The sequence below is a fragment of the Orrella sp. 11846 genome (assembly GCF_048820935.1).
GTDB lineage: Bacteria > Pseudomonadota > Gammaproteobacteria > Burkholderiales > Burkholderiaceae_B > Algicoccus.
The window spans coordinates 36,426-58,087 of record NZ_JBMERD010000014.1; the positions used below are offsets into that span (position 1 = coordinate 36,426).

General features: G+C 49.2%; 19 protein-coding genes, 4 pseudogenes and 1 other annotated feature. Of the genes and pseudogenes, 7 read left to right on the top strand and 16 right to left on the bottom strand.

Features of this window, described 5'->3' with window-relative positions; translation table 11 throughout:
- Positions 1 to 37: 37 nt before the first annotated feature.
- Positions 38 to 1,786, bottom strand: coding sequence for an exodeoxyribonuclease VII large subunit (gene xseA / locus ACOI06_RS11605; protein WP_420662756.1), 1,749 nt, complete (start codon positions 1,784 to 1,786; stop codon positions 38 to 40).
- 95 nt (positions 1,787 to 1,881) lie between these two features.
- Positions 1,882 to 3,408 (bottom strand): cyclic nucleotide-binding domain-containing protein, encoded by a 1,527-nt coding sequence (locus ACOI06_RS11610; protein WP_420662757.1) that lies wholly within the window; start codon positions 3,406 to 3,408, stop codon positions 1,882 to 1,884.
- 130 nt (positions 3,409 to 3,538) lie between these two features.
- Between ACOI06_RS11610 and ACOI06_RS11615 the strand changes: the two are divergent.
- Positions 3,539 to 4,753: pseudogene (locus tag ACOI06_RS11615) on the top strand (IS256 family transposase).
- Positions 4,754 to 4,911: 158 nt separating this feature from the next.
- Here the strand turns inward: ACOI06_RS11615 and ACOI06_RS11620 are convergent.
- Entirely contained in the window at positions 4,912 to 6,015 is a 1,104-nt protein-coding gene (locus ACOI06_RS11620) for an Ldh family oxidoreductase (RefSeq protein WP_420662758.1), read from the bottom strand.
- 97 nt (positions 6,016 to 6,112) lie between these two features.
- Positions 6,113 to 6,727: a hypothetical protein gene (locus tag ACOI06_RS11625; RefSeq protein ID WP_420662759.1), complete on the bottom strand. Its 615-nt coding sequence runs from the start codon at positions 6,725 to 6,727 to the stop codon at positions 6,113 to 6,115.
- Between the two features lie 423 nt (positions 6,728 to 7,150).
- Positions 7,151 to 7,203: a sequence feature (sul1 is cis-regulatory element that is thought to sense ions involved in sulfur or methionine metabolism; They are found in Alphaproteobacteria), on the top strand.
- Between the two features lie 94 nt (positions 7,204 to 7,297).
- Here ACOI06_RS11625 and ACOI06_RS11630 point away from each other — a divergent pair.
- The gene (locus tag ACOI06_RS11630; protein ID WP_420662760.1) at positions 7,298 to 8,773 is read left to right on the top strand and encodes a SulP family inorganic anion transporter; all 1,476 of its coding nucleotides are present in this window, start codon (positions 7,298 to 7,300) and stop codon (positions 8,771 to 8,773) included.
- Between the two features lie 11 nt (positions 8,774 to 8,784).
- Entirely contained in the window at positions 8,785 to 9,639 is an 855-nt protein-coding gene (locus tag ACOI06_RS11635) for a universal stress protein (protein ID WP_420662761.1), read from the top strand.
- A gap of 97 nt (positions 9,640 to 9,736) precedes the next feature.
- On the opposite strand, the gene ACOI06_RS11640 is transcribed toward ACOI06_RS11635, so the two are convergent.
- The gene (locus ACOI06_RS11640) at positions 9,737 to 9,892 is read right to left on the bottom strand and encodes a cupin domain-containing protein (protein ID WP_420662762.1); all 156 of its coding nucleotides are present in this window, start codon (positions 9,890 to 9,892) and stop codon (positions 9,737 to 9,739) included.
- A 254-nt stretch (positions 9,893 to 10,146) separates the two neighbouring features.
- Between ACOI06_RS11640 and ACOI06_RS11645 the strand changes: the two are divergent.
- Positions 10,147 to 11,184 (top strand): annotated as a pseudogene (locus ACOI06_RS11645) (IS256 family transposase).
- Here the strand turns inward: ACOI06_RS11645 and ACOI06_RS11650 are convergent.
- The 8 genes and pseudogenes from ACOI06_RS11650 to ACOI06_RS11685 all read right to left on the bottom strand — a co-directional run bounded on the left by ACOI06_RS11650 (position 11,158) and on the right by ACOI06_RS11685 (position 18,720).
- Complete coding sequence (locus ACOI06_RS11650; protein WP_420662763.1) at positions 11,158 to 11,958, bottom strand: mechanosensitive ion channel family protein; 801 nt, start codon at positions 11,956 to 11,958, stop codon at positions 11,158 to 11,160. The pseudogene ACOI06_RS11645 and the gene ACOI06_RS11650 sit on opposite strands and share 27 nt — an antisense overlap.
- Before the next feature lie 691 nt (positions 11,959 to 12,649).
- The gene (locus tag ACOI06_RS11655; RefSeq protein ID WP_420662764.1) at positions 12,650 to 13,720 is read right to left on the bottom strand and encodes a linear amide C-N hydrolase; all 1,071 of its coding nucleotides are present in this window, start codon (positions 13,718 to 13,720) and stop codon (positions 12,650 to 12,652) included.
- A gap of 122 nt (positions 13,721 to 13,842) precedes the next feature.
- Positions 13,843 to 14,142 (bottom strand): hypothetical protein, encoded by a 300-nt coding sequence (locus tag ACOI06_RS11660; protein WP_420662765.1) that lies wholly within the window; start codon positions 14,140 to 14,142, stop codon positions 13,843 to 13,845.
- Positions 14,143 to 14,245: 103 nt separating this feature from the next.
- The gene (locus ACOI06_RS11665; RefSeq protein WP_420662766.1) at positions 14,246 to 15,937 is read right to left on the bottom strand and encodes an alpha/beta hydrolase; all 1,692 of its coding nucleotides are present in this window, start codon (positions 15,935 to 15,937) and stop codon (positions 14,246 to 14,248) included.
- Positions 15,938 to 16,234: 297 nt separating this feature from the next.
- Positions 16,235 to 16,552 (bottom strand): annotated as a pseudogene (locus ACOI06_RS11670) (transposase); the annotation flags it as partial.
- Positions 16,553 to 16,926: 374 nt separating this feature from the next.
- Entirely contained in the window at positions 16,927 to 17,547 is a 621-nt protein-coding gene (locus tag ACOI06_RS11675) for a DUF2799 domain-containing protein (RefSeq protein WP_420662767.1), read from the bottom strand.
- Positions 17,510 to 18,076 (bottom strand): hypothetical protein, encoded by a 567-nt coding sequence (locus tag ACOI06_RS11680; RefSeq protein ID WP_420662768.1) that lies wholly within the window; start codon positions 18,074 to 18,076, stop codon positions 17,510 to 17,512. Before ACOI06_RS11680 ends, ACOI06_RS11675 begins: the two co-directional genes overlap by 38 nt.
- A gap of 434 nt (positions 18,077 to 18,510) precedes the next feature.
- The gene (locus ACOI06_RS11685; protein ID WP_420662796.1) at positions 18,511 to 18,720 is read right to left on the bottom strand and encodes an integrase core domain-containing protein; all 210 of its coding nucleotides are present in this window, start codon (positions 18,718 to 18,720) and stop codon (positions 18,511 to 18,513) included.
- On the opposite strand from ACOI06_RS11685, the gene ACOI06_RS11690 reads away from it, so the two are divergent.
- Positions 18,714 to 19,037 carry a transposase gene (locus tag ACOI06_RS11690; protein WP_420662769.1) on the top strand — a complete coding sequence of 108 codons (324 nt, stop codon included), beginning with the start codon at positions 18,714 to 18,716 and terminating at the stop codon, positions 19,035 to 19,037. The genes ACOI06_RS11685 and ACOI06_RS11690 overlap by 7 nt on opposite strands.
- The gene (locus ACOI06_RS11695; RefSeq protein ID WP_420662770.1) at positions 18,997 to 19,374 is read left to right on the top strand and encodes an IS3 family transposase; all 378 of its coding nucleotides are present in this window, start codon (positions 18,997 to 18,999) and stop codon (positions 19,372 to 19,374) included. The genes ACOI06_RS11690 and ACOI06_RS11695 overlap by 41 nt, the downstream gene beginning before the upstream one ends.
- Positions 19,375 to 19,582: 208 nt before the next feature.
- On the opposite strand, the gene ACOI06_RS11700 is transcribed toward ACOI06_RS11695, so the two are convergent.
- From ACOI06_RS11700 to ACOI06_RS11710, 3 genes are read right to left on the bottom strand one after another with little or no spacing between them, the layout of a single operon-like run.
- The gene (locus ACOI06_RS11700) at positions 19,583 to 19,756 is read right to left on the bottom strand and encodes a hypothetical protein (RefSeq protein ID WP_420662771.1); all 174 of its coding nucleotides are present in this window, start codon (positions 19,754 to 19,756) and stop codon (positions 19,583 to 19,585) included.
- Entirely contained in the window at positions 19,753 to 20,082 is a 330-nt protein-coding gene (locus ACOI06_RS11705; RefSeq protein WP_420662772.1) for a transposase, read from the bottom strand. Before ACOI06_RS11705 ends, ACOI06_RS11700 begins: the two co-directional genes overlap by 4 nt.
- A 59-nt stretch (positions 20,083 to 20,141) precedes the next feature.
- Positions 20,142 to 20,669: a DUF2165 family protein gene (locus ACOI06_RS11710; RefSeq protein ID WP_420662773.1), complete on the bottom strand. Its 528-nt coding sequence runs from the start codon at positions 20,667 to 20,669 to the stop codon at positions 20,142 to 20,144.
- 169 nt (positions 20,670 to 20,838) lie between these two features.
- On the opposite strand from ACOI06_RS11710, the pseudogene ACOI06_RS11715 reads away from it, so the two are divergent.
- Positions 20,839 to 21,662 (top strand): annotated as a pseudogene (locus ACOI06_RS11715) (IS256 family transposase).

Consider the following 21,662-nt stretch of genomic DNA (forward strand, 5'->3'; position numbering starts at 1 on the left):
CTCCATGAATCGTTGAGTTCCGATTCGATCTTGTTTCTTAGTTTGAAATATTTGCTTTCTGTGATGATTGAACGATTACATCAACGTCACCATCTCGAAATTCAATGGTTAAGTGTTGTTTGGTAGCAGCTAGGCTGGAATCTGTGATGACCGCACCTTGCCGGTCACGCACCATCGCAAACCCTCGGTTGAGTGTTTTTTGAGGGCCTTGTCCTAGGATTTCACCAATCAAACTCTCAGAGACTTGGCGACCAAGAACGACCTGATGATGGGCTCTTTCAAAGATATTGCGTAACACCATGCTTAAAGACAAGTTTTGTTGTTGGTTGATGGTCCGAGTCGTGCTGAGTACGAACTCATACTCACGGTTTAATTGACTGGCACAACGGTTGATCTGTTCGCGTGTCTGGCTTTGTAGTTGCAGAAATGTGGAAGACAGCTTTTGTGTGGTCTGATGCAATTGTTGGACAGACAGGTCGCGAACTTGGGCGTAATGTTTTTGTGACTGCAGTTGTGCAGCGTGCAAGTGACTTTGTGCAGAGGCTCGGATTTCCGTTAAAAACCTGAGATTGCTCTGACGTGCATGCACGATTTGTGCACGAGCGAGCTGATCCACATCGAGTTGGTGTTGTGTAATTTGTTCTTTGGCTTGGGCGATGATTGACCGCATAGATTCAAATAATGTTTGAGCGTTCAGCGCCGCTTCGCGGGCTCGCTCGCGGATTCTCGTTTCAATGGCAACAATGACCTTACTCGGTGTATCAAAACGCATGTGGGCCACTTCATCGATAATCGTGGAGTCGCGTTGGTGTCCGATACCCGTTAGAACGGGAATTGGCAGATCACAAACGGTTCGCGCAAGGTCATAGTTGTCCAGCCAAGCCAAATCATTGACTGCGCCACCTCCACGGATGATGACAACCGCATCGGGTAAGTCTTGTGGTTGCATCGCCGCCAATGCTTGTTCCAACACATTGGCAATTTCTCGAGCGGCAGTTTCGCCCTGAAACCGACTGTGTAGATACGTAAACTGACATAGGCCGAATTGTTCTAAACGTGCTGCTTCAGCCATAAAGTCACCCAGACCCGCGGCATCTTTAGGTGAGACGACGAGTACGCGCTCAAAGTCCCAAACCGGTTCGAGCTGACGGTTGTTGTCAAACACCTTTTCGCGTTGCAGGCGTTCACGAATTTCTCGCCTGCGCGCTTCCAAATGACCTAAGGTGAATTCGGCATCGACGCCATCAATTTGTAGGCTAAAACCAAACTGCACATGAAATACGGGGCGTGCTCGCACCAGGACTTTGATGCCTGTTTGGAGTTGCGCACCAGTTAAGCGTTCGAACTCAGGCAGAATTTGGCTTGCCGTGTCTGCCCAAATCATAGCCCGTGCAAAGGCCACCTGACGACCGTCCGGTGTGCGCTCAGAGACCTCTAGATAAACATGGTTGTTGTGAGGAACGCGTAGATTGACGATTTCCATCACGGCCCAAACACCTTCACTCCAAGCTTGTGCAACGATTGAGGAGACGCCTGCCAGCAATTGCGAGAGCGACATGCCAATAGGTTTGGTGAGATCTTGACTGGGTTCGGTGACTGTTGCCTGAACTGGTTTGATGATGGCTTGTGTGTTCGTCGCAGACTCTGCGGGCATCCAACGCTCAAACAGGGTCAGACTGACGTTTTGTGGGACGTACCATTGTTTGCGGTCCCAATCGAAACGAGCCCCTAAAGCTTTGGCTTCATCTTTTTCTTGGAACGGAACGTTGAGATAGTGGCGATTCATTTTCTAATCATACCTTTCGCGCGCTGGCTTATTGTTGTTTGCGATTGTAAGTAGATAAGGGATGAAGGGCGATTCAGAGATGACTGCGGGGATGTCTAAAGTTTTTTGCTCAGTCCAAACCAGCTTCGAATACGTTCTAACACTGCCAGCTCCGAAGGTTTGTGGTTGGTTTGATTAGATGCCGTGTCGCGAAGATTCACAAGTGCGTGCCCACGTGCCTCAATTAAATCTGCGAGCGTCTGTGCGAGTTCAGGCCTTTTTTGTAATATTTCTTCAAGATCCTGCTTGTCGATGATATAGCACTGCACGTAAGAAGTTGTGATGACCGTGGCACTGCGAGGCTCACCGGTGAGCAGACTCATCTCTCCGACTAAATCATTGGGACCAACTTGAGCGACGATGTGTTGTTTTGCGCCTTGCCGCAACCAAACATCTGCGGTCCCGCTCACCAAAATAAAGAGGCTTGTGCCGGGCTCGCCTTGGCGAATAAGGACGCTGCCCGCAATAAAGCTTTGTAATTTCAGTCGCGTGGCCAGTGCTTGTAATTCTGAATCGGTGAGTAAAGACAAAAGGGGTACGGATGCTAAAGAGGCTTGGTTTTGTTTGACTTCTTCAAGGTCTGCGTCAGTCCTGTATTTATGCGCTTGTGTCATCAAGCCTAAATCCATTGTAGGGGTACCAAGGACCCAGCCATGGCGCTTAAAAACCGTATAAACGTGGCACCGAATCTGGCTGGCACTCATACCGACTTGTTGTGGATCGGTTAACCAATAACGAACGGCGTAAGTAATCACGCCGTTCTCAAAACTGGTGGCTTGAATAACAGGTGTTTGCGTGTGGTCAGTGCCTTCGATTTGAACACGTAATAAAGATGCTTGAACTGTTTCAATGATATGGGAGGGATCTTGATCAAAGCTGCCGTAGAAGAAAACCGTCTCTCGTCGTCGTGGAATGGATTTGCCACCATCAATTTTGACCTGCCCACGCATGAGTTGGCTGTTTGGAATTATGATGATCTCATTAAACAGGGTTCGTAAGGCCGTATGGCGCCATTGCACTTCGATAACCTCACCATGTGTGCCATCCTCTAAGACGATCCAATCGCCAATGGTGATTGAATGATCGAGCTGTAACGCTAAGCCTGAAAGAATGTTGCCCAGCGTATCTTGCATGGCAAAGGCAATGACAGCCGTTAACACAGCCGTACTCGCGACCAAACTCCCTAGGTCGAGCCCAGCAGAAGAAAGACGGATTAAAAGCCAGGCAACGTAGCCAAATAAAATCAGTAATTCTTCAAGAATTCGTGGCGGTTTGATTTCAAATTGTGGCAACATCCGCCGAAACATCAGCATGCCGCACAGTCGGATAATCAAAATACCCAGTATAAAGATTGCGATTTGATAGGTGAATGTGGCAGTTTTTGTTGAGTTCAGTGCCTGAGCTAAAGACGAGCTGAGAATGAGTGCGGCAAACAACCCTAACAGAATGCCCGTGAATACAGCCGCTTGCCGTTGTTGTCGTAGCAAGAGTCCAGTGAGTAACAGGGCAATAATGACCCAGAGCCAAATCAGTTGGTCCCAGTGTCCTGCCAATGCTTGCCAAAACCCATGTGCGACATTCATCGTTATTTTGCTCCCGATGTGAGCAGATAAAGCCCCTAAACTGCTGTAATTTCCGGCGGAGATGAGGTAGTCACCGCCCCGTTCGGTTAGGCTGATGTCTCAACACAAAAAGTCCTAGGAGAACGAAGCGATGACTAATTTCAAGATTAACGTAAATGCAGAGCATTTGGCAGGTTTGTTTGACAGTGAGGATGGTTTGGCAGGACTAGTCACGGAAGTTTTGAACCAGGTTCTGGACTTTCAGGCCACCGAAGCGCTGGGTGCTGAGCGTTATGAGCGCAGCGAAGAGCGTCGTGGCTTGCGCAACGGTTACCGACCCCGGACACTGTATACCCGTGTTGGTCCGGTCACACTGCGTGTCCCACAGACGCGAGATGGCAGTTTTTCAACGGAGCTGTTTTCTCGTTATCAACGAAGTGAGTAGGCTTTTGTGCTGGCTCTGATGGAGATGGTTGTCCAGGGCGTGTCAACACGCAAGGTGGCAGCCATCACGCAGGAGCTGTGTGGTGTGAGCTTCTCCAAGAGCTTGGTCAGCCGCCTGAGTGCCAACCTTGAACCACGGGTGCAAGCATTCAATGAGCGCCGCCTAGACGGTCAGTACGCTTTTGTATTGGTTGATGCCATGTACATCAAGTCACGCCAAGGTGATCGCGTTGTACAGCGTGCAGCGTTGATCATCTCAGGTGTTCGAGCTGACGGTTACCGCGAAGTCTTGGGCGTGCGCATCGCGGATACAGAAAGCTACACGACCTGGGACGAGACCTTTGCGTGGCTCAAGGCTCGTGGCCTCAAGGACGTGATGTACGTGGTTTCGGATGAGCATGCTGGCTTGTATGCAGCGGTGCAGCGACACTTTCAGGGGGCCACCTGGCAGCGCTGCCAGGTGCATTTGATGCGCAACATTGTCAGTCATGCGCCAGTACGCCAGCGGGCGGATGTGGCCGCGGCAGCCAAGCGTATTTTTGCAGCTGCCAGCATGCAAGAGGCCCGTCGCCAACTGGACGAGTTTGTTGAAGCGTTTTCTGAACGGGCTCCCAAGGCCGTGGCATGCATGGAGAATGGCTTTGAAGACGCCATGGCGGTCATAGCGTTGCCTGAGAAGTATCACAAGCGATTGCGCACCACCAACATGATGGAGCGGGTGAACCGAGAGGTTAGACGCAGAGAGCGTGTCATTGGGATTTTTCCGAATGATGAATCAGCCTGGCGGCTGATCGGTGCATTGCTGGCCGAGCTCAATGAGAAATGGCAAGCTCGACGGTATTTGGACATGGATGAATACCGCGATTGGGCACAAGAACAGGCGCGCGCAGCAGCGTCACCACGTGGTGACGCTGCTGCCTGACAGCCCACAAGTATTGGCCAACTGAAAGGAAACGAAATTACAGCAAATTTGGGACTTGACTCGTGAGCACCCAAATGATCTTGTGCTTGTCATCGCCATATGAATCTGACTGTCTAGCATATACCGCTATACACGACATAATCTGTTTAGACCACTATTTAGCGTCCAGTGGTTGATGTATGTTTGCCCGAATCGGTTCGTTCAAACCAACTGAGCAGCAGTTCAGTATCGACCTCAATACCTTCTTTGTCTGCAAGCGCGCGAGCCGTATAACGTTGATCGCCTGGTAAGCGAGATTGACCACTTGTCAGTAGTTTTAGCGCTAATTCCTGAATACGATGTGCAAACTGAGTCTGACCTGCCACTGTCGGATCGATACATAATAAAAACTGTCCAGCAGACGCAGACTCTGGTGTGGGCTGATTCCAGCGTTCAATCTCCCAAGAAAACTGTCCACCAGTCAATGCGGCAGCTAGGATTTCAACCATCATGGCAATAGAAGCACCTTTGTAACCTCCAAATGGCAATAAAGTGCCACCTTCCAGAATGGCCTTTGGATCCTGGGTCGGTTCGCCTTTCTGATTGAGCCCCGTTCCCACAGGAACCGCCTCACCATCAAGCGCGGCTAACTGGACATCGCCCCGTGCCCGCAGACTTGAAGCCTGATCAAACACCAACGGCTCATGGCCTTCTCTTGGACAGGCAAATGCCATGGGGTTGGTACCATAGACCGCACTGGCACCTGGTGCAGGTGCCACAAAACTGCTGGCATTGACGCAAGTGAGCGCCACAAAACCTTGTTTGGCGAGTGGTTCAACATCCATCCACAAGGCAGCGATGTGATATGCGCGTCGCAGCAGCAGAGCGCATAGTCCCGTTTCTCGGGTTTTTTGAATGAGTTGTGTTTGTACAGTTTGTAGCGCAGGTTGTGCCAATCCGTTGTCTGCATCGACAACCAACAAGCTAGGCGTTTCCTGCACAATGGTGATGTTTGGGTTGATGTTGACATTCCCAGCTGTCAGCGCATCCAGATAGTTCGGCACACGAAACAATCCGTGGCTCTTTGCGCCATCGCGTTCTGGATAAACACAAGTGCGTGCCATGGTGGTAGCATCTTTATCGCTAAGACCTGCGCGTTGAAAGATTCCACTGGTCCAGGTGAGTAATTGAGCCGTTGTCAGATGTATAGACTGTCCGCGAGCAGCTTCAAGGCTGCGCATAAGCGCTTGAAAATCTGTCTGTTGATTGTTTGACGCAGTCATGCATAGCCCCCTGAATGTTTAGAAACCATCGTACGCCGTTTGATGATACCCCCTGTCATGTGGGTGATACCAATCGGGTTTCAGCAGCTTCATTCTCTTAAGGATTCGCTTCGGGGTGAGGTTGGGGTAGGCATTTGACCAGTTTAAATGCACCGCGTGGCATGCCTTCGCGTTCAATACGCGGATTGTCTGAAAGTGCACCGGGTTCGTAGCACAGTACCCGCCCTAGCTCTGGAAACATCCAGTAAGGTGGCGCCGGATCGGTACGCATCGGTGGCTCAAATAAAACTGTGCGTGATTCGTCCATTGGCAGGGCTCGCAAGGCTCCAAACACATCGGAACTGGTGCTCCCTTTAGGATTGTCACCAAAAGGATTACCCAATAGATCACGAGGACCGTCAGCCTGGTAAGGATCAGTCACCGGAAACACTGAAATGCCGCCATACCCTTGTGAGACGTTAAACGTAAACCAATACGTATTTTGTTCAGGCGAATCAAGCTGAACGTATAAATCCGATGCAATGGTGACGCTGCTGCCTGACAGCCCACAAGTACTGGCCAACTGAAAGGAAACGAAATTACAGCAAATTTGGGACTTGACTTGCGTTTCATTGACGATCAATTGTGTCCAGGTGGACAATTGGTCGCTTGGGAAGTGCCACGCCAAGATGAAGGGATTGCCGTCCCACTTAACCAGATCAATTACAGCCATGCTAGTTTCCAGATGGTGGTGTTATTCGTTGTTGTACCAAGCATTTGGTTGTTAAATCAAAGCTTGTGCAGGCACGCTGATATTTACAAAGAGCAAAGGCAAAGAATGCTTTCGAGATTACCATAAACGCAGTGAGATTTGAGCAGATCGAAAACGCCTGATTCAGCTGTTTTAATGGCCTACTCAACAGTAGAGGGTGGGTCAATTCAAATGGCCATTCATATTTCAAAGTGCTCGAGAAACCAGAAACTAGAAACTAGGCGTGAATAACCAGAGGATGGTGTTTAACAGCGTTAAATAACAGTGCTTTCAGACTGGCGGTTGCGTGATAAGTTTCGCAGGGTCTGAACCCGAAAAATTGTTTGATACAATTTGAAGTTAGGTATCCGCAATGGAAACTGCCTATCGTTTCGCACGATCATAAGTGGACCCAGCTGACTGGGTGGCTCGGCCGGGCGCCTATCCCTCGGACAACTCCAAGTAAATAAAAACGCGCTCCGTGGTCATCTTTGAGGTATGCCACCTCCGGTGCGTTGCTTTAACTTACTTCCAATCAAGTGGAATCTTTTCATGTTTGTATCAACCCTTCAGAAAGAATGGTTTTCCAATCCGCGTGCGGATATTCTTGCGGGTATTCTCGTTGCGCTTGCCCTAATTCCTGAAGCGATCGGTTTTTCCATTATTGCCGGTGTGGATCCTCGGGTGGGGCTCTACGCCTCATTTTCTATCGCTGTCATCATCTCGTTTGTGGGGGGACGCCCAGGAATGATATCTGCAGCAACGGCTGCCGTTGCTGTATTGGTTGTACCTCTAGTGAAGAATTACGGGGTTGATTATTTATTCGCTGCGACCATTCTGATGGGGCTTATACAAGTCTTAGCAGGTTTTTTAAGGTTTGACCTTCTGATGCAATACGTTTCACGCTCTGTTGTGACAGGGTTTGTGAATGCGCTTGCGATACTCATATTTATGGCCCAATTGCCACAGCTGACTAACGTGACGTGGATCACGTATGCCATGGTAGGGGCTGGGCTTGCGATTATTTATCTGTTACCCCGTGTGACCACGGTGATTCCATCACCACTGATTGCCATTATCGTACTGACCGTCATAACGATCTATGGTGATTTAGATGTACGAACTGTGGGTGATATGGGTGAATTGCCCTCTGCAATTCCTTCATTTTTCATTCCCAACGTTCCTTTTACCTTTGAAACATTTCAAATTGTTTTGCCTTTTTCAATAGCGATGGCGGCAGTGGGATTGCTGGAATCGATGTTGACGGCGCAGATTGTCGATAACTTGACCGATTCGCCTAGCGATAAGCGACAGGAATGTAAAGGCCAGGGTCTTGCCAACTTTGTGACTGGGTTTTTCGGAGGGATGGGCGGTTGCGCCATGATTGGACAGTCAGTGATTAACGTCAAGTCTGGCGGAAGTACACGCCTTTCCACCTTAGTCGCGGGTGTTTTTCTTCTTTTTCTGATTGTGGTCTTAGGGCCACTCGTTGTGCGTATCCCTATGCCCGCTCTAGTCGCTGTCATGATCATGGTGTCCATTGGCACGTTCAGTTGGCGTTCCGTTAAGAACCTTCGTTCATATCCCTGGCAATCATCTGTGGTGATGCTCGTCACGGTTGTAGTCGTTGTTTGGACACAAGATCTGGCAAAAGGAGTGTTAGCGGGCGTCATACTGAGCGGACTGTTTTTTGCGCATAAGGTCAAACGAGTTTTTACGGTCCATTCCCAGTTATCAGATGATGGAAAAACACGGACTTACTTTTATTCTGGACAGGTGTTTTTTGCGTCAGCCGAACACTTTGCGGAATCAATCGATTTCAAGGAAGTGCTTGATAAGGTTGTGATTGACGTTTCGGATGCCTACTTCTGGGATATATCAGCTGTGGGTGTTTTAGATGATGCCATCATCAAACTGAGACGCGAAGGAGCCACTGTTGAGATTGTGGGGTTGAACAAAGAAAGTGCTGCCCTCGTAGGACGTTTTGCCACTCATGATCAACTTTCTGCCTCGAACCCACAAAATTAAGGAAAGTTAGCATGTCAAAAATACTCGCTTGCGTAGATACATCACCGTATGCAGATAGTGTTTGTGAACTCGCCGCCTGGGCAGCCAAAAAGTTATTTTCGACTGTAGAGATTTTGCACGTTATTCAACGAAAAAGTGCTGTGCAAGAACGTCGTGACCTTACAGGGGCCATTGGTTTGGGCGTTAAAAGCGAACTTTTAGAAGAACTAACCCGATTGGAAGAATCACAAGGAAAACTAGCGATTGAAGCGGGTCGTGCGATTTTGGACACGGCAGCTAATCAGTTACGAGCAGCAGGGGTGAGCGATGTTACAACGACACATCGCCATGGCGATATTGTTGAAACAGTTCTTGAACGTGAAAAAGACTGCGATTTACTTATCATGGGGAACCGAGGTGCTAGTGCTGATTTTGCGATTGCGCATCTTGGTTCAAAAATTGAGCGTGTTGTGCGCGCAAGCCAAAAACCTATTTTTATTGCGCCGCGAGATGTCAGCGATATAAAGAAAGTCGTCTTGGCTTACGATGGCAGCCCTTGTGCGAACCGGGCATTAGATTTGTTTACGTCATCGCCCTTATTTGAAGATTTGGAGCTGCATGCCGTCTTTGCTGGGGCAGATAATAAGAAGAATCGTGAGGTGCTCGACAAGATACGTGAACGCATAGAAGGTGCTGGGCGTTTATTGAGCACGGGTTTATTGAGTGGCTCACCAGAGACTGTTATCGCGGACTACTTAGACAAACATCAAAATAGCGCTTTGGTCATGGGTGCCTACGGACATACACCACTGCGTAATTTGATTGTAGGAAGCACAACAACGTCGTTGATACGCACCGTGTCTCGACCAATACTGCTTGTTCGGTAATCATTGGTCATGTCGTCTTGGGCATAATTTTTGGTGCTTTCTGATGCATAGCACAAACCGTCGTTGTCGTAGTACTTGCGAAGTTTGAGCGTGGCTTTTAAACCCCAGCCAGTGTGACCAACAGCACAGATGCAGGTTGATCACCTCGTGTTTGAATTTTGTGTGGGATGCTGGCAGGAAAGTGGGCACTGTCTCCTTGATTGAGTATTTTCTCTCGGTCTGCAGCCCAGAACGTGACGCTCCCAGAAAGCACAAAGAGGGTAAGTGTCTCATCTACCCCATGGTTGCAGCATGAGCCGCAATCCCGGATGATCTCAGGGATTGTTGATGTTCGAGGAATCAGGGGTGATGAGGGAGAAGCAGGGTCAGCGATCAGCGCATTTGCTGACTGGCAACCAGATTGGATAAAGCCCCTAAACTGCTGTAATTTCCGGCGGAGATGAGGTAGTCACCGCCCCGTTCGGTTAGGCTGATGTTTCCACACAAAAGTCCTAGGAGAACGAAGCGATAACTGATTTCAAGATTAACGTAAACGCAGAGCAATTGGCAGGTTTGTTTAACAGCGAGGATGGTTTGGCAGGACTAGTCACGGATGTTTTGAACCAGATTCTGGGCCTTCAGGCCACCGAAGCGCTGGGTGCCGAGCGTTATGAGCGCAGCGAAGAGCGTCGCGGCTTGCGCAACGGTTACCGACCCCGGACACTGTATACCCGTGTTGGTCCGGTCACACTGCGTGTCCCACAGACGCGAGATGGCAGTTTTTCAACGGAGCTGTTTTCTCGTTATCAACGAAGTGAGTACGCTTTTGTATTGGTTGATGCCATGTACATCAAGTCACGCCAAGGTGATCGCGTTGTACAGCGTGCAGCGTTGATCATTTCAGGCGTTCGAGCTGACGGTTACCGCGAAGTCTTGGGCGTGCGCATCGCGGATATAGAAAGCTACACGACCTGGGACGAGACCTTTGCATGGCTCAAGGCTCGTGGCCTCAAGGACGTGATGTACGGGGTTTCGGATGAGCATGCTGGCTTGTATGCAGCGGTGTAGCGACACTTTCAGGGGGCCACCTGGCAGCGCTGCCAGGTGCATTTGATGCGCAACATTCTCAGTCATGCGCCAGTACGCCAGCGGGCGGATGTGGCCGCGGCCGCCAAGCGTATTTTTGCAGCTGCTAGCATGCAAGAGGCCCGTCGCCAACTGGACGAGTTTGTTGAAGCGTTTTCTGAACGGGCTCCCAAGGCCGTGGCATGCATGGAGAATGGCTTTGAAGACGCCATGGCGGTCATGGCGTTGCCTGAGAAGTATCACAAACGATTGCGCACCACCAACATGATGGAGCGGGTGAACCGAGAGGTTAGACGCAGAGAGCGTGTCATTGGGATTTTTCCGAATGATGAATCAGCCTGGCGGTTGATCGGTGCATTGTTGGCCGAGCTCAATGAGAAATGGCAAGCTCGACGGTATTTAGACATGGATGAATACCGTGATTGGGCACAAGAACAGGCGCGCGCAGCAGCGTCACCACGTGGTGACGCTGCTGCCTGACAGCCCACAAGTATTGGCCAACTGAAAGGAAACGAAATTACAGCAAATTTGGGACTTGACTTCAAATCTGCCGTAGAAGAAAACCGTCTCTCGTCGTCGTGGAATGGCTTTGCCACCATCAATTTTGACCTGCCCACGCATGAGTTGGCTGTTTGGAATTATGATGATCTCTTTAAACAGGGTTCGTAAGGCCGTATGGCGCCATTGCACTTCGATGACTTCACCGTGTGTGCCATCTTCTAAGACAATCCAGTCACCGATTGTGATTGAGTGATCGAGTTGTAACGCTAAACCTGAAAGAATGTTGCCCAGCGTATCTTGCATGGCAAAGGCAATGACAGCCGTTAACACAGCCGTACTCGCGACCAAACTCCCTAGGTCGAGCCCAACAGAAGAAAGGCGGATTAAAAGCCAGGCAACGTAGCCAAATAAAATCAGTAATTCTTCAAGAATTCGTGGCGGTTTGATTTCAAATTGTGGCAACACCCGTCGAAACATCAGCATGCCGCACAGTCGGATAATCAAAATACCCAGTATAAAGATTGCGATTTGATAGGTGAATGTGGCAGTTTTTGTTGAGTTCAGTGCCTGAGCTAAAGACGAGCTGAGAATGAGTGCGGCAAACAACCCTAACAGAATGCTCGTGAATAGAGCCGCTTGCCGTTGTTGTCGTAGCAAGAGTCCAGTGAGTAACAGGGCAATAATGACCCAGAGCCAGATCAGTTGGTCCCAGTGTACTGCCAATGCTTGCCAAAACCCATGTGCGACATTCATCGTTATTTTGCTCCATATGTGAGCACTCAAATGATTTTGTGCCTGTCTTTGTAATCTGAGTCAAACGTGCTTAACGTAAAATCCAGCCCATTACATCACAAGTTTTTAAGACCGAGATCTTGAAATCAATATCTGACAAACCATGTGTCATGCGTTTTGAAGCCTTGGGCTGACTTTTTGAGGTGTTGTGGCCGTACGCTTGTGTTGAGTCCTCGGGTTGATGTTGTCGCCGCGATCAGTTTGAGCATAGTCCGTTTCATCCCTAGGTTAAAGTCCGACGGGTGATGTATGCTTTTCGGGGTTGGCTCGTCTATACCTTTTTTCAGCAAATCAACATCGAGTTCGATGCTTTTTGTTTAGCAAGCGTACGTGCCCCCATCGTCGATTTTCTGAGCGCTTTGATAGAGGCGTTATCTTACAATTGGGTGGCTTAGGCTGGCACATAGCGCTGGCAAGGGTCGTGGCCGTCTGTTCTTAAATGGCTTTCCTCCTTTGAGCGAACAGAACGGGTGTGCACCTTATGACAATTCTATCTTGTTGGTTGTCCTCATTGCAATGTATGTTTACTAGACTTAACTTTGCTTTGAGCGCCGTGTTGCCATACGTTGCCTGATCTTTGTCAAGTGGATATCTTCCTCAGATGATCGCTTGAAAACCGCTGTTTCGAGTCTGGGCTCCACTTGACTGTGTTTTAAAGTCCGAGGAATGGAAAGGGTTCAGCTTCTTTAAAATCGTCATTAACTTGACCGTTAAACGTGTTGGTTTGATTTGGACCGAGGTTGAGTGTCTTCACTTGTCCAGTTTCGTTTGAGAAATCGATTTGATTAAGATCGACCCAAAAGATATTTGGCGTGAGTGCGCTCTCGAAAAAATAAAGCATGCGCTTTTGATCGGCGAGTGTACGCCAACGGGTCGAAGAGATATTGGGTTGATCGGGCGTGGTAATTCCAAATGGTACCGAAACGTTTCGGATCACGCTAAAAACACTGGCAATGGTTTTTCGAGAGTCTTCATCTCTGGGGATGGCGTTGATGTAAAACGCGGCTCGGGTAAAGCGGTCGGCCGCGCGATTGGTTCCTGGTAGCATGACAGTCCCTCCAATTTCAGTCCAATACGCGTGTAAAGCCAATTGACGCTCGAACGTGGGTGAGTTCGTCAAAACTTGGTATTTTGGGCTGTGGTGAATGACGGCTTGACCATCAATGTATTCGACAATGGCGCTATCGCCACTGGCGTCTGAGATGGCTAAATGAAGTGTCGCGAGGCGGTTTTGACCCGGCACTTCAGAAGTTACAAGGGTGTAGGGGTGTTGACGTAACTGATCCACCGCTTCTTGTACAGTTGCAAAATTGTCCAAAATATATTGCCCCCAGGCCGCAATGGTTAAACCCGGTGCGCTGTTGTGATCAAACTTTGGGTAACTTGATTCAACCAACCACAATAGGTTGGCTACGAGACCTTTTTCATTCATACCATCTGTGGTCGAAATATCATATCCGGACGTGATGATACTTCCATATTTAGAGGTCCATTCCAAAGAGTTTGGGCCTGCCTCTCCGTTTCTTTTCATCCCTCGGGGAAATATCCAAAGATTACTTTCAACGTCAACACTCCAATCCATGGAGCGCGCTGTGATGATTTGATCATTGACACCGTGATAAACAACTCGAGTGCAAGCTTGGGTGGTGTTTAAGCTGATCGCTGCTGTGCTTAATAGGACAGCAGCGGCAGTTGTACGTAAGGAACGGAATGATTTAGACATGGTTACAATCCTTTCAATGAGCGATTTGATTGATCGAAATGAATGTTTTACTTTGACGCGTTTGGCGCGTACAGACGCCTTCAGAGATTTAATTCGGGCGGTGGTATGTGGCTTTGTTTGTTTTAGATCGTACTTTGTTGGCTGGATTCCCTTGCAATACACCCACACATATCTTTATCCTGAAGCTTTTCGCGTCTGTCCACACCGGTGCCGCTAGCACCCACAATCACAACCGTTGCATCGCCATGCAACAGCGCATGCGGTGGTCTTGTCCCGTATGTGACTGTGCTCCAGTGACAGTTTAGAGGGCAGTCGCGTGGCGTGGTTGTCATAAAGCCTTTGATGACAGGATCACCCTGCGCGAACCATGGCTGTTTCAATGAGTGCGCAGCACGATCTGTTGGGGAGACACAGCGGTTCATTGTTCTTTCCTTTTGGACAGACTGGCACAAATAGCGCTACAGAAACTCAGGCGGTTTTTAGAGGTTCCTCACGTTGAGTGTCAGTTTTTAGGATAACAATCGCTTACCCACCCCGCAATTCATAGCCATCACCCGTTTCACTCTTACGCAGTAATAGGGTTTTAAGGTTTTGGATGTATTGTGCCGAGCGATCATTGATTCCGGTCACTTCAAGCCAAGCATTCAGGTAGTCGTCTGGTGCATACACATGACCAAATCCCGCGGGTACGGTATCGGATAGGGGCATATCAACAAATAACTGCAGCATGCTAATGACGGGATACCATTTGAGTAAAGGCGATACGTCCGGCCCACGAGGTACTTGCATCCAGTCCGCTTCTCGGTAGGCAATGCTTTTATCGAAAAATGTGATGGCATCACTGGCGTATTGTAGGTACACAAAACGCAGTTTTCCCCAAGGATCATCTTTGCCGTTGGGTGTGCCATTTTGATTCATAAACCGAACAAAACGACCGTCTTCAACAATAGGTAACCACTCAGGGGTTCCTGCTTGGCGCTCATTTGTGAGTGTGCGCCATTTTTCACTGGGGAATGGGGGGCCACTCCAGACTGCGCCGTTAATGGGAGCATCTAAAATGTCAAAAAACGTCAAGGATCTCTGAGAGTGAAAGGCGCCGAGGCTAAGGCCGTGTAAATATAGTTCAGGCCGTTTATCGGCTGGCAGCTTTCGCCAGTAGTCATAGATCGTGCGAAACAGTGTTTGCGAAGACTCAAGTCCGCTTTCAGGCTGAAACACCAAGGCCATTGGACTGTTTAAGTATGAGTACTGTAGCGCGACACTTGCAATATCGCCATGGAGTAAATACTCCAAACCATCCATGGCCGAAGGATCCACCCATCCGGTGCCGGTCGGCGTAATAATCACAAGTGCCGAGCGATCAAATGCGTGCGTGCGAATCAACTCATCGAGCAGAATCTTTGAGCGCTCCTCCGGTGTTTCTGCAACCTGTAAGCCAGCATACAGACGAATGGGCTCTTTGGCTTCAGTCTCAACCATTTGCGCTTTATTAAAGGCGTCGATATCTGTCGCATTCGGCCCGGATGCAACAAACTCTCTGCCGGCTCGACCAAGTTCATTCCAGCCGAGTTTTGAGAAGGAACTGCCTGCCCGTTCGGCAATTAACGGTTGTGGACGGTCCGGTTCGAGTAAAGCATCGTAGCGCTCAAAAGATCGGTCCAACGCTTGAAATGTGTAATTAATTAAAACGCCATTGGTCAGCGTAATGGTGAGAAAAAGCGCCAAACTTATACCAATTACGATTGAAATTCGCCGGGGGAAACGATTGTAAAATTTGAGTGCGAGAAAACGAAAAAAACTAAATAATCCCCGTGCGATCAGTAACAAAATGATGAACGTTACGACGGCGATGGAAGCGACTAGAAGCGGGTAGCCTGTCTCAGTAGGCTCCATTCCAACCAAACTACGAACAGAGTTCTGCCAGAGCTTGGAGTGATAAAGCGCGGTGGCTGCCAATAATACACATAAAACACCCAAAACGATGGATGTGAATTTCAAGACTTTTTTGGGTAGGTTGGGTAGCTGCAAATAACGCCAGAGATTGCGCAGCTGAACGCCGATACCGTAGCTGATAGCAAAGGCAAACCCTGACAATATGCCTTGTACGATAAAGTTTCGAGGAATCAGGCTGGGTGTCAACGATGCTGCAAAACCGAGCGCGCCTAAAAACAAGCCAAAGCCACAAAGGGCTTGCAAACAACGAATAAAAAGATTCATTTTGTTTGAAATCCACCGATCAATAAATGCAGCAAAAACAAAATAACTTGTCGTTATACTGTCAAAATCATCGTGTCATGGAGAGTTTATTATGTGCACAGACGCATTGCCGACGTGGAAAGTCTAACAGGATTGTGACGGCACGTTGAGTATATTGAAAATATTCTTTTATTTCTTTTGAGAGTGATGGTCAAATTTATGGGGTGACAAAGGAAGGTGGCGGTTGAATAGTTTGTAAGGTGGGATGTTCAGTTGATTGTGAGCGACTAAACCATAATCACTAAGAGGAGTGTCGCCATGCTCGAAATACTCCATGCCACAGAAATATTGCCAAGTCGGTGTTTCTGCCCAACGAGCAACGACCCCCTCATCACTTTCGTCAAATGCATGTTTGAGATACAGCAAACCGATCATCAATCGCAGTGGCAATCTAGGTCTGCCTGCATTTGAAATACCGCCACCTTTAACCTGAATACTTTCACCAGACATATCGAGCTGTTTGGCCTTTTTAGAGACTTTGGCTTTACGAGAAAAATGGTGAGAAATAGATGCTTCTAGAACCTGCCACGGCATGCGTTGAGATAATACCGCCAAAGGGTGACGTAAATCGATCATTTGATCTAAACGTCCTCGGAAGAAATCAAAAGGGTCGCCAGTACTCGACGAAAAACTCCCAGAAAAAAGCTCGAAAAGAGCCGAAACTGGAAGTTGTTGTAGCGTTTTTATGAATCTAATATGTATAAATCAATAATAAGTTATCTATTGTTTAGGATTGACGATATAGACGTTATCTCAAAATCACGTGGCTCAGGCTTATGTTGACACACAGGGCTCATTGTTAGGCTTTTCGATGTTAACTCTACAGATAGTGGACCATTTGGCGTGCACACGCTTTGCCGTATAGCAAGAATCAACCTCAGCCTGTGCAAGGCGAGGGCTTTCAGCCAGCGTTAGGTTGAACTCATGACAGCCGCCCAATACTAATAAGACTAAGGGGAATAATGATACAGTTGCCGCTCCAAGCTGTGCAGATCTTGACGTGCACGCGACAGGCGGCTGTCCAAATGTTGAGTTTTTTGGCGCAATTCACTGCGTTTTTTTTCGTCTTTTTCTTTATTCAGATCACGTTCGGCACGTTGCAGGTCGCGATAAAGCCTGTCGACATTTTGTTGCGCTTCGTAGGCCCGGTAGCCGCGCTGATGGTTGGTTAAGAATTGGCGTTCTAGGTGCATGGGGCAAACGTTGCCATAGCTTCTTCCCTGGCGGCCTTCGTGTATGGCGTTGGCTGGTGTGCAGTATTCAAGCAGCCCCTGATTCCTGCCTGCATGGTATTGCTGCGTATTGGGGGTGACGCCTGCCTTGGCACACGCTTCGCGGTGGTCCTCAAGCAGACTTGCTGGTCTGCCGGTGCGACCGTCGCGGTAGCCTTGGTCCAGCCAGTTAGCGCTAAGACATTCTTTTTCTGACATGCTAGCGCAAGCCGAAAGCAGTAGGGCGACGGCACCGACTAAGGTCGGGCGGATCAGACGGATACTCATGTCAACCAGGTGAGTCGTGGCAGTGCCGAGCGAATCAATGTTTGGGCGCACGGACGTTGAATTTGGCTTCATAGTTCAATGTGCTGTCGGAGTCGTTTTTGGTGTTGGCAAGTGTGCCCTTGGCTGCGCCTACAACGTGAAGTACATCGCCTTCAAACGTGGCAGATTCAATTTCCAGTGTGCCGGAAGCGTGCTGGTACTCGTCGGTCTGGCGACCGTCGTTGATGGTGTAGACCACCTCGAAGGGTGTGTCATCCAGCAGGCTGCGGTCGTTTTCGTCGAGGGAAAAGCTGATCCGCAATTGCGGTGCTGACGAAACGGGTTTGACCGTGGGCTGCGCAGTGATTGACAGCATAATACCCTCGGGTGCCATGTTGATACCGCTCAGAATCATGGGCGCAAAGGTCCTCCAGTTTGCGGTATGTACCAATCTGCCGGGTTGTCCAGGCACTGTGTTGGAGGTGGAATGATACGTGGCTTGCTTTCCGTCGATGGCAAGTTCGATAGTGCCGGTGGATTCGTATTGAGGTAGCTCCCGCGCAGCCGCTGCGCCAGTGACCGACAGTAGGGCAGCGAGACAGACGACTAGTCGTTTTTTCATGAGTTCTCCAGATCTGTATGTTGTGTCTGCAAAGGTGGTTCGAAGCTGTGAATACCGAGGCACAGATCGCGTTGAAAAATTGGGCGATGTTTGTTCCGCCTCAAAGCGTTACGTCCGGATTTTGGCCACGTTCGAATCAAGAGCTTAAGATTGTCCGACCAGGCCACGCGGCCGTTAGCCATACACAGAATGCATTCATGTCAAGTTTGCTGCATTATTAACGATTTTGATCTCTCGCCACTCAAGCTCCACATCGCGGCCTCGTGTTTGTGCGCAGTTTGGCGTTGATTGGTGATTGTCAATCATTGTAGCGAAGTATTGACCAAAAGAAACCGCATGCACGAACGGGGCACATCCGTTTCATCGGCGTCCACGCCAGCTGACAAGGTCGCCCTGATATTGCCCCCGTTTTTCGTAGTCCTTAGCCCCAGAGGTTAAGCGACCATTTTACGCTGTTTGGTGTCCCACTTGTTTTCATACTCCATTGGGCTCATATAGCCCAGACTTGAATGCAGTCGGCTTCGGTTGTAAAACGTGATCCAAGCCATAATGACGGAACGGGCGTGTTCGTGAGATTGAAACTGTAGTGGTCCCCGATTTTCGGACAGTAGTTTAAGCTGTATCCGAGGAGGGAAATATGACAGTGAAGAAGCAGCGACGTACGTTCAGCGCACAGTTCAAAGCGAAGGTTGGTCTTGAGGCCATTCGTGGGGTACATACGTTAAATGAGATCGGCCAGCAGTACAACGTACACCACGTGGTTGTTGGGCAATGGAAGAAAGCTCTGGTCGATCAAGCCAGTTCAGTATTCGATCAGAAGCGTGGTCCCAAGACTGAACCATTTCAAGATGTCGATATGCTCTACAGTGAGATTGGTCGGCTGAAGATGGAGCTTGATTGGCTTAAAAAAAGTCTGGACTATGAGCACATCAACCCGTATCGGATGGATTTCTGCAGATGAACCACTGTCCATTGTTCAGCAATGTGAGCTTGCTCAGGTGCCAAATTCTACTTTTTATGACCTGTGTCGGCCCGCATCGATTGACTTGACGGGTCTGGCATTCCTGGCATTAATCGATGAGGAGTACACCAAGCATCCGTTCTACGGTAGCCGTCGTATGACGGCCATTCTTCGCACGAAGGGTCACACGATCAACCGCAACCGTGTGGTGCGTCTGATGCGTCAAATGGGGCTTGTCGGTATTGCGCCAGGCCCCAACACCAGCAAACCACATCCCGAACATCGGATTTACCCCTATTTGCTGCGAGGTCTCGCTGTCTGGGCGTACGATAGGTGATATCACTTGCCCAGATCTGACTGAGTTGCGCTGGGTTGAATTGACGAAGCAAGAGATTGGGCGCGATAGCCAAACCGTGAGTACTATCCGTTGTGATCACGAACTTGCGTTTAACTGTGCCTCGCACGCTATGAGTTTGCATGAGAATGCGAACGCGCTCCTTTCCAACACGGATGCCTTGTGGACGCAATGCATGCCACACTCTAGGCTAGCCATATTCACCTTCAGAAATGCGGTGGACTGCTCGTATTTCGGCTAACAAGCGTTGATCTGAAACGCGACGGATTGATTGAGTATGAGCAGATCGTCGCCAGCCATAATACCCACTCTCACTGACCTCAAGCACTTTGTACATCGTACGAATGGTCCAGCGAGCCTTCATTTTTTGTATCCAGGCGTACTTTTCAGAAGGTCTTGCGAAAAATACGCCGCGGCTTTTTTTGCGATGTCGCGCTCCACCTTGAGTTGAGCAACTTCTGCCCGAAGACGGGATATCTCCATCTGTTCAGCAGTCACCTGATTAGCTTTTTCAGGACGTGTGCCGGGCTCACCAAGCTTATGCTGACGAATCCATTTGCTTAGGGTGCTGTTGGGAATGCCAAGCTGATCGGCTGCACGAGCAATGGATAACCCACCACTTAAGGTTTGTCGCACACACTCCATTTTAAATTCCGGTGTGTACTGTGCACGTTTTCTTAACTCAGACATTTCAGACTCCTTTTTTCTAATGTAACTGGAATTAAGAACTACGTTGTTGAGGGGCAACCTCACTCACTGGCGTTTTTTTGTGATGCCCCTATATATGGCATTGCCACATAGATCGCGGTCATTAAAATAAACGAGGCAAAGGTGTAGGCCTTCGTCTGACCGTTCATCTTATTTGCCCACATTGAGAAATACTCGCCACCGATTACGGCAAATCCCAGGTACCACACTAGAATCGCAAGCGTTGCGCCAATTAGGTAAATTACCTGTCCGGTTGCAAATTTGGGCTTGTTAATGGTTACGAACATACCGATGGCGCCAAACATACAAACCGCACCTGCGATCAGTTCCCCAACTATAATCAACCAGTAAGCAGCCAAATGAATATTGGGATTAGTAATCGCTCTGGACTCCATATCCCTGTTGCCCGAGAAAAACGGCTCCATCTGATCCATGGATAAAACCGCCTTCACAAAGGCATAGTTGGTTTCGAAGTCAATAATGTTGTCGTAGCCAACCAGTAAGCAAAAAAATCCCACACAGAACGCAACACATGCCTTTGATAGCTGTTGAAAGCCGATGATGTTCATGATTGTCTCCCTAGTTGATTTTGAAACTTTATTAGGACACTTCTAACAACCTCAGACCTTCGAGAGATAAAGCCCCTAAACTGCTGTAATTTCCGGCGGAGATGAGGTAGTCACCGCCCCGTTCGGTTAGGCTGATGTTTCCACACAAAAGTCCTAGGAGAACGAAGCGATAACTGATTTCAAGATTAACGTAAACGCAGAGCAATTGGCAGGTTTGTTTAACAGCGAGGAGGGTTTGGCAGGACTAGTCACGGATGTTTTGAACCAGATTCTGGACCTTCAGGCCACCGAAGCGCTGGGTGCCGAGTGCTATGAGCGCAGCGAAGAGCGTCGTGGCTTGCGCAACGGTTACCGACCCAGGACACTGTATACCCGTGTTGGTCCGGTCACACTGCGTGTCCCACAGACGCGAGATGGCAGTTTTTCAACGGAGCTGTTTTCTCGTTATCAACGAAGTGAGCAGGCTTTTGTGCTGGCTTGTATGCAGCGGTGCAGCGACACTTTCAGGGGGCCACCTGGCAGCGCTGCCAGGTGCATTTGATGCGCAACATTCTCAGTCATGCGCCAGTACGCCAGCGGGCGGATGTGGCCGCGGCCGCCAAGCGTATTTTTGCAGCTGTCAGCATGCAAGAGGCCCGTCGCCAACTGGACGAGTTTGTTGAAGCGTTTTCTGAACGGGCTCCCAAGGCCGTGGCATGCATGGAGAATGGCTTTGAAGACGCCATGGCGGTCATGGCGCTGCCTGAGAAGTATCACAAGCGATTGCGCACCACCAACATGATGGAGCGGGTGAACCGAGAGGTTAGACGCAGAGAGCGCGTCATTGGGATCTTTCCGAATGATGAATCAGCCTGGCGGTTGATCGGTGCATTGTTGGCCGAGCTCAATGAGAAATGGCAAGCTCGACGGTATTTAGACATGGATGAATACCGTGATTGGGCACAAGAACAGGCGCGCGCTGCAGCAACACTACGTAGTATTGCTGCAGCCTGA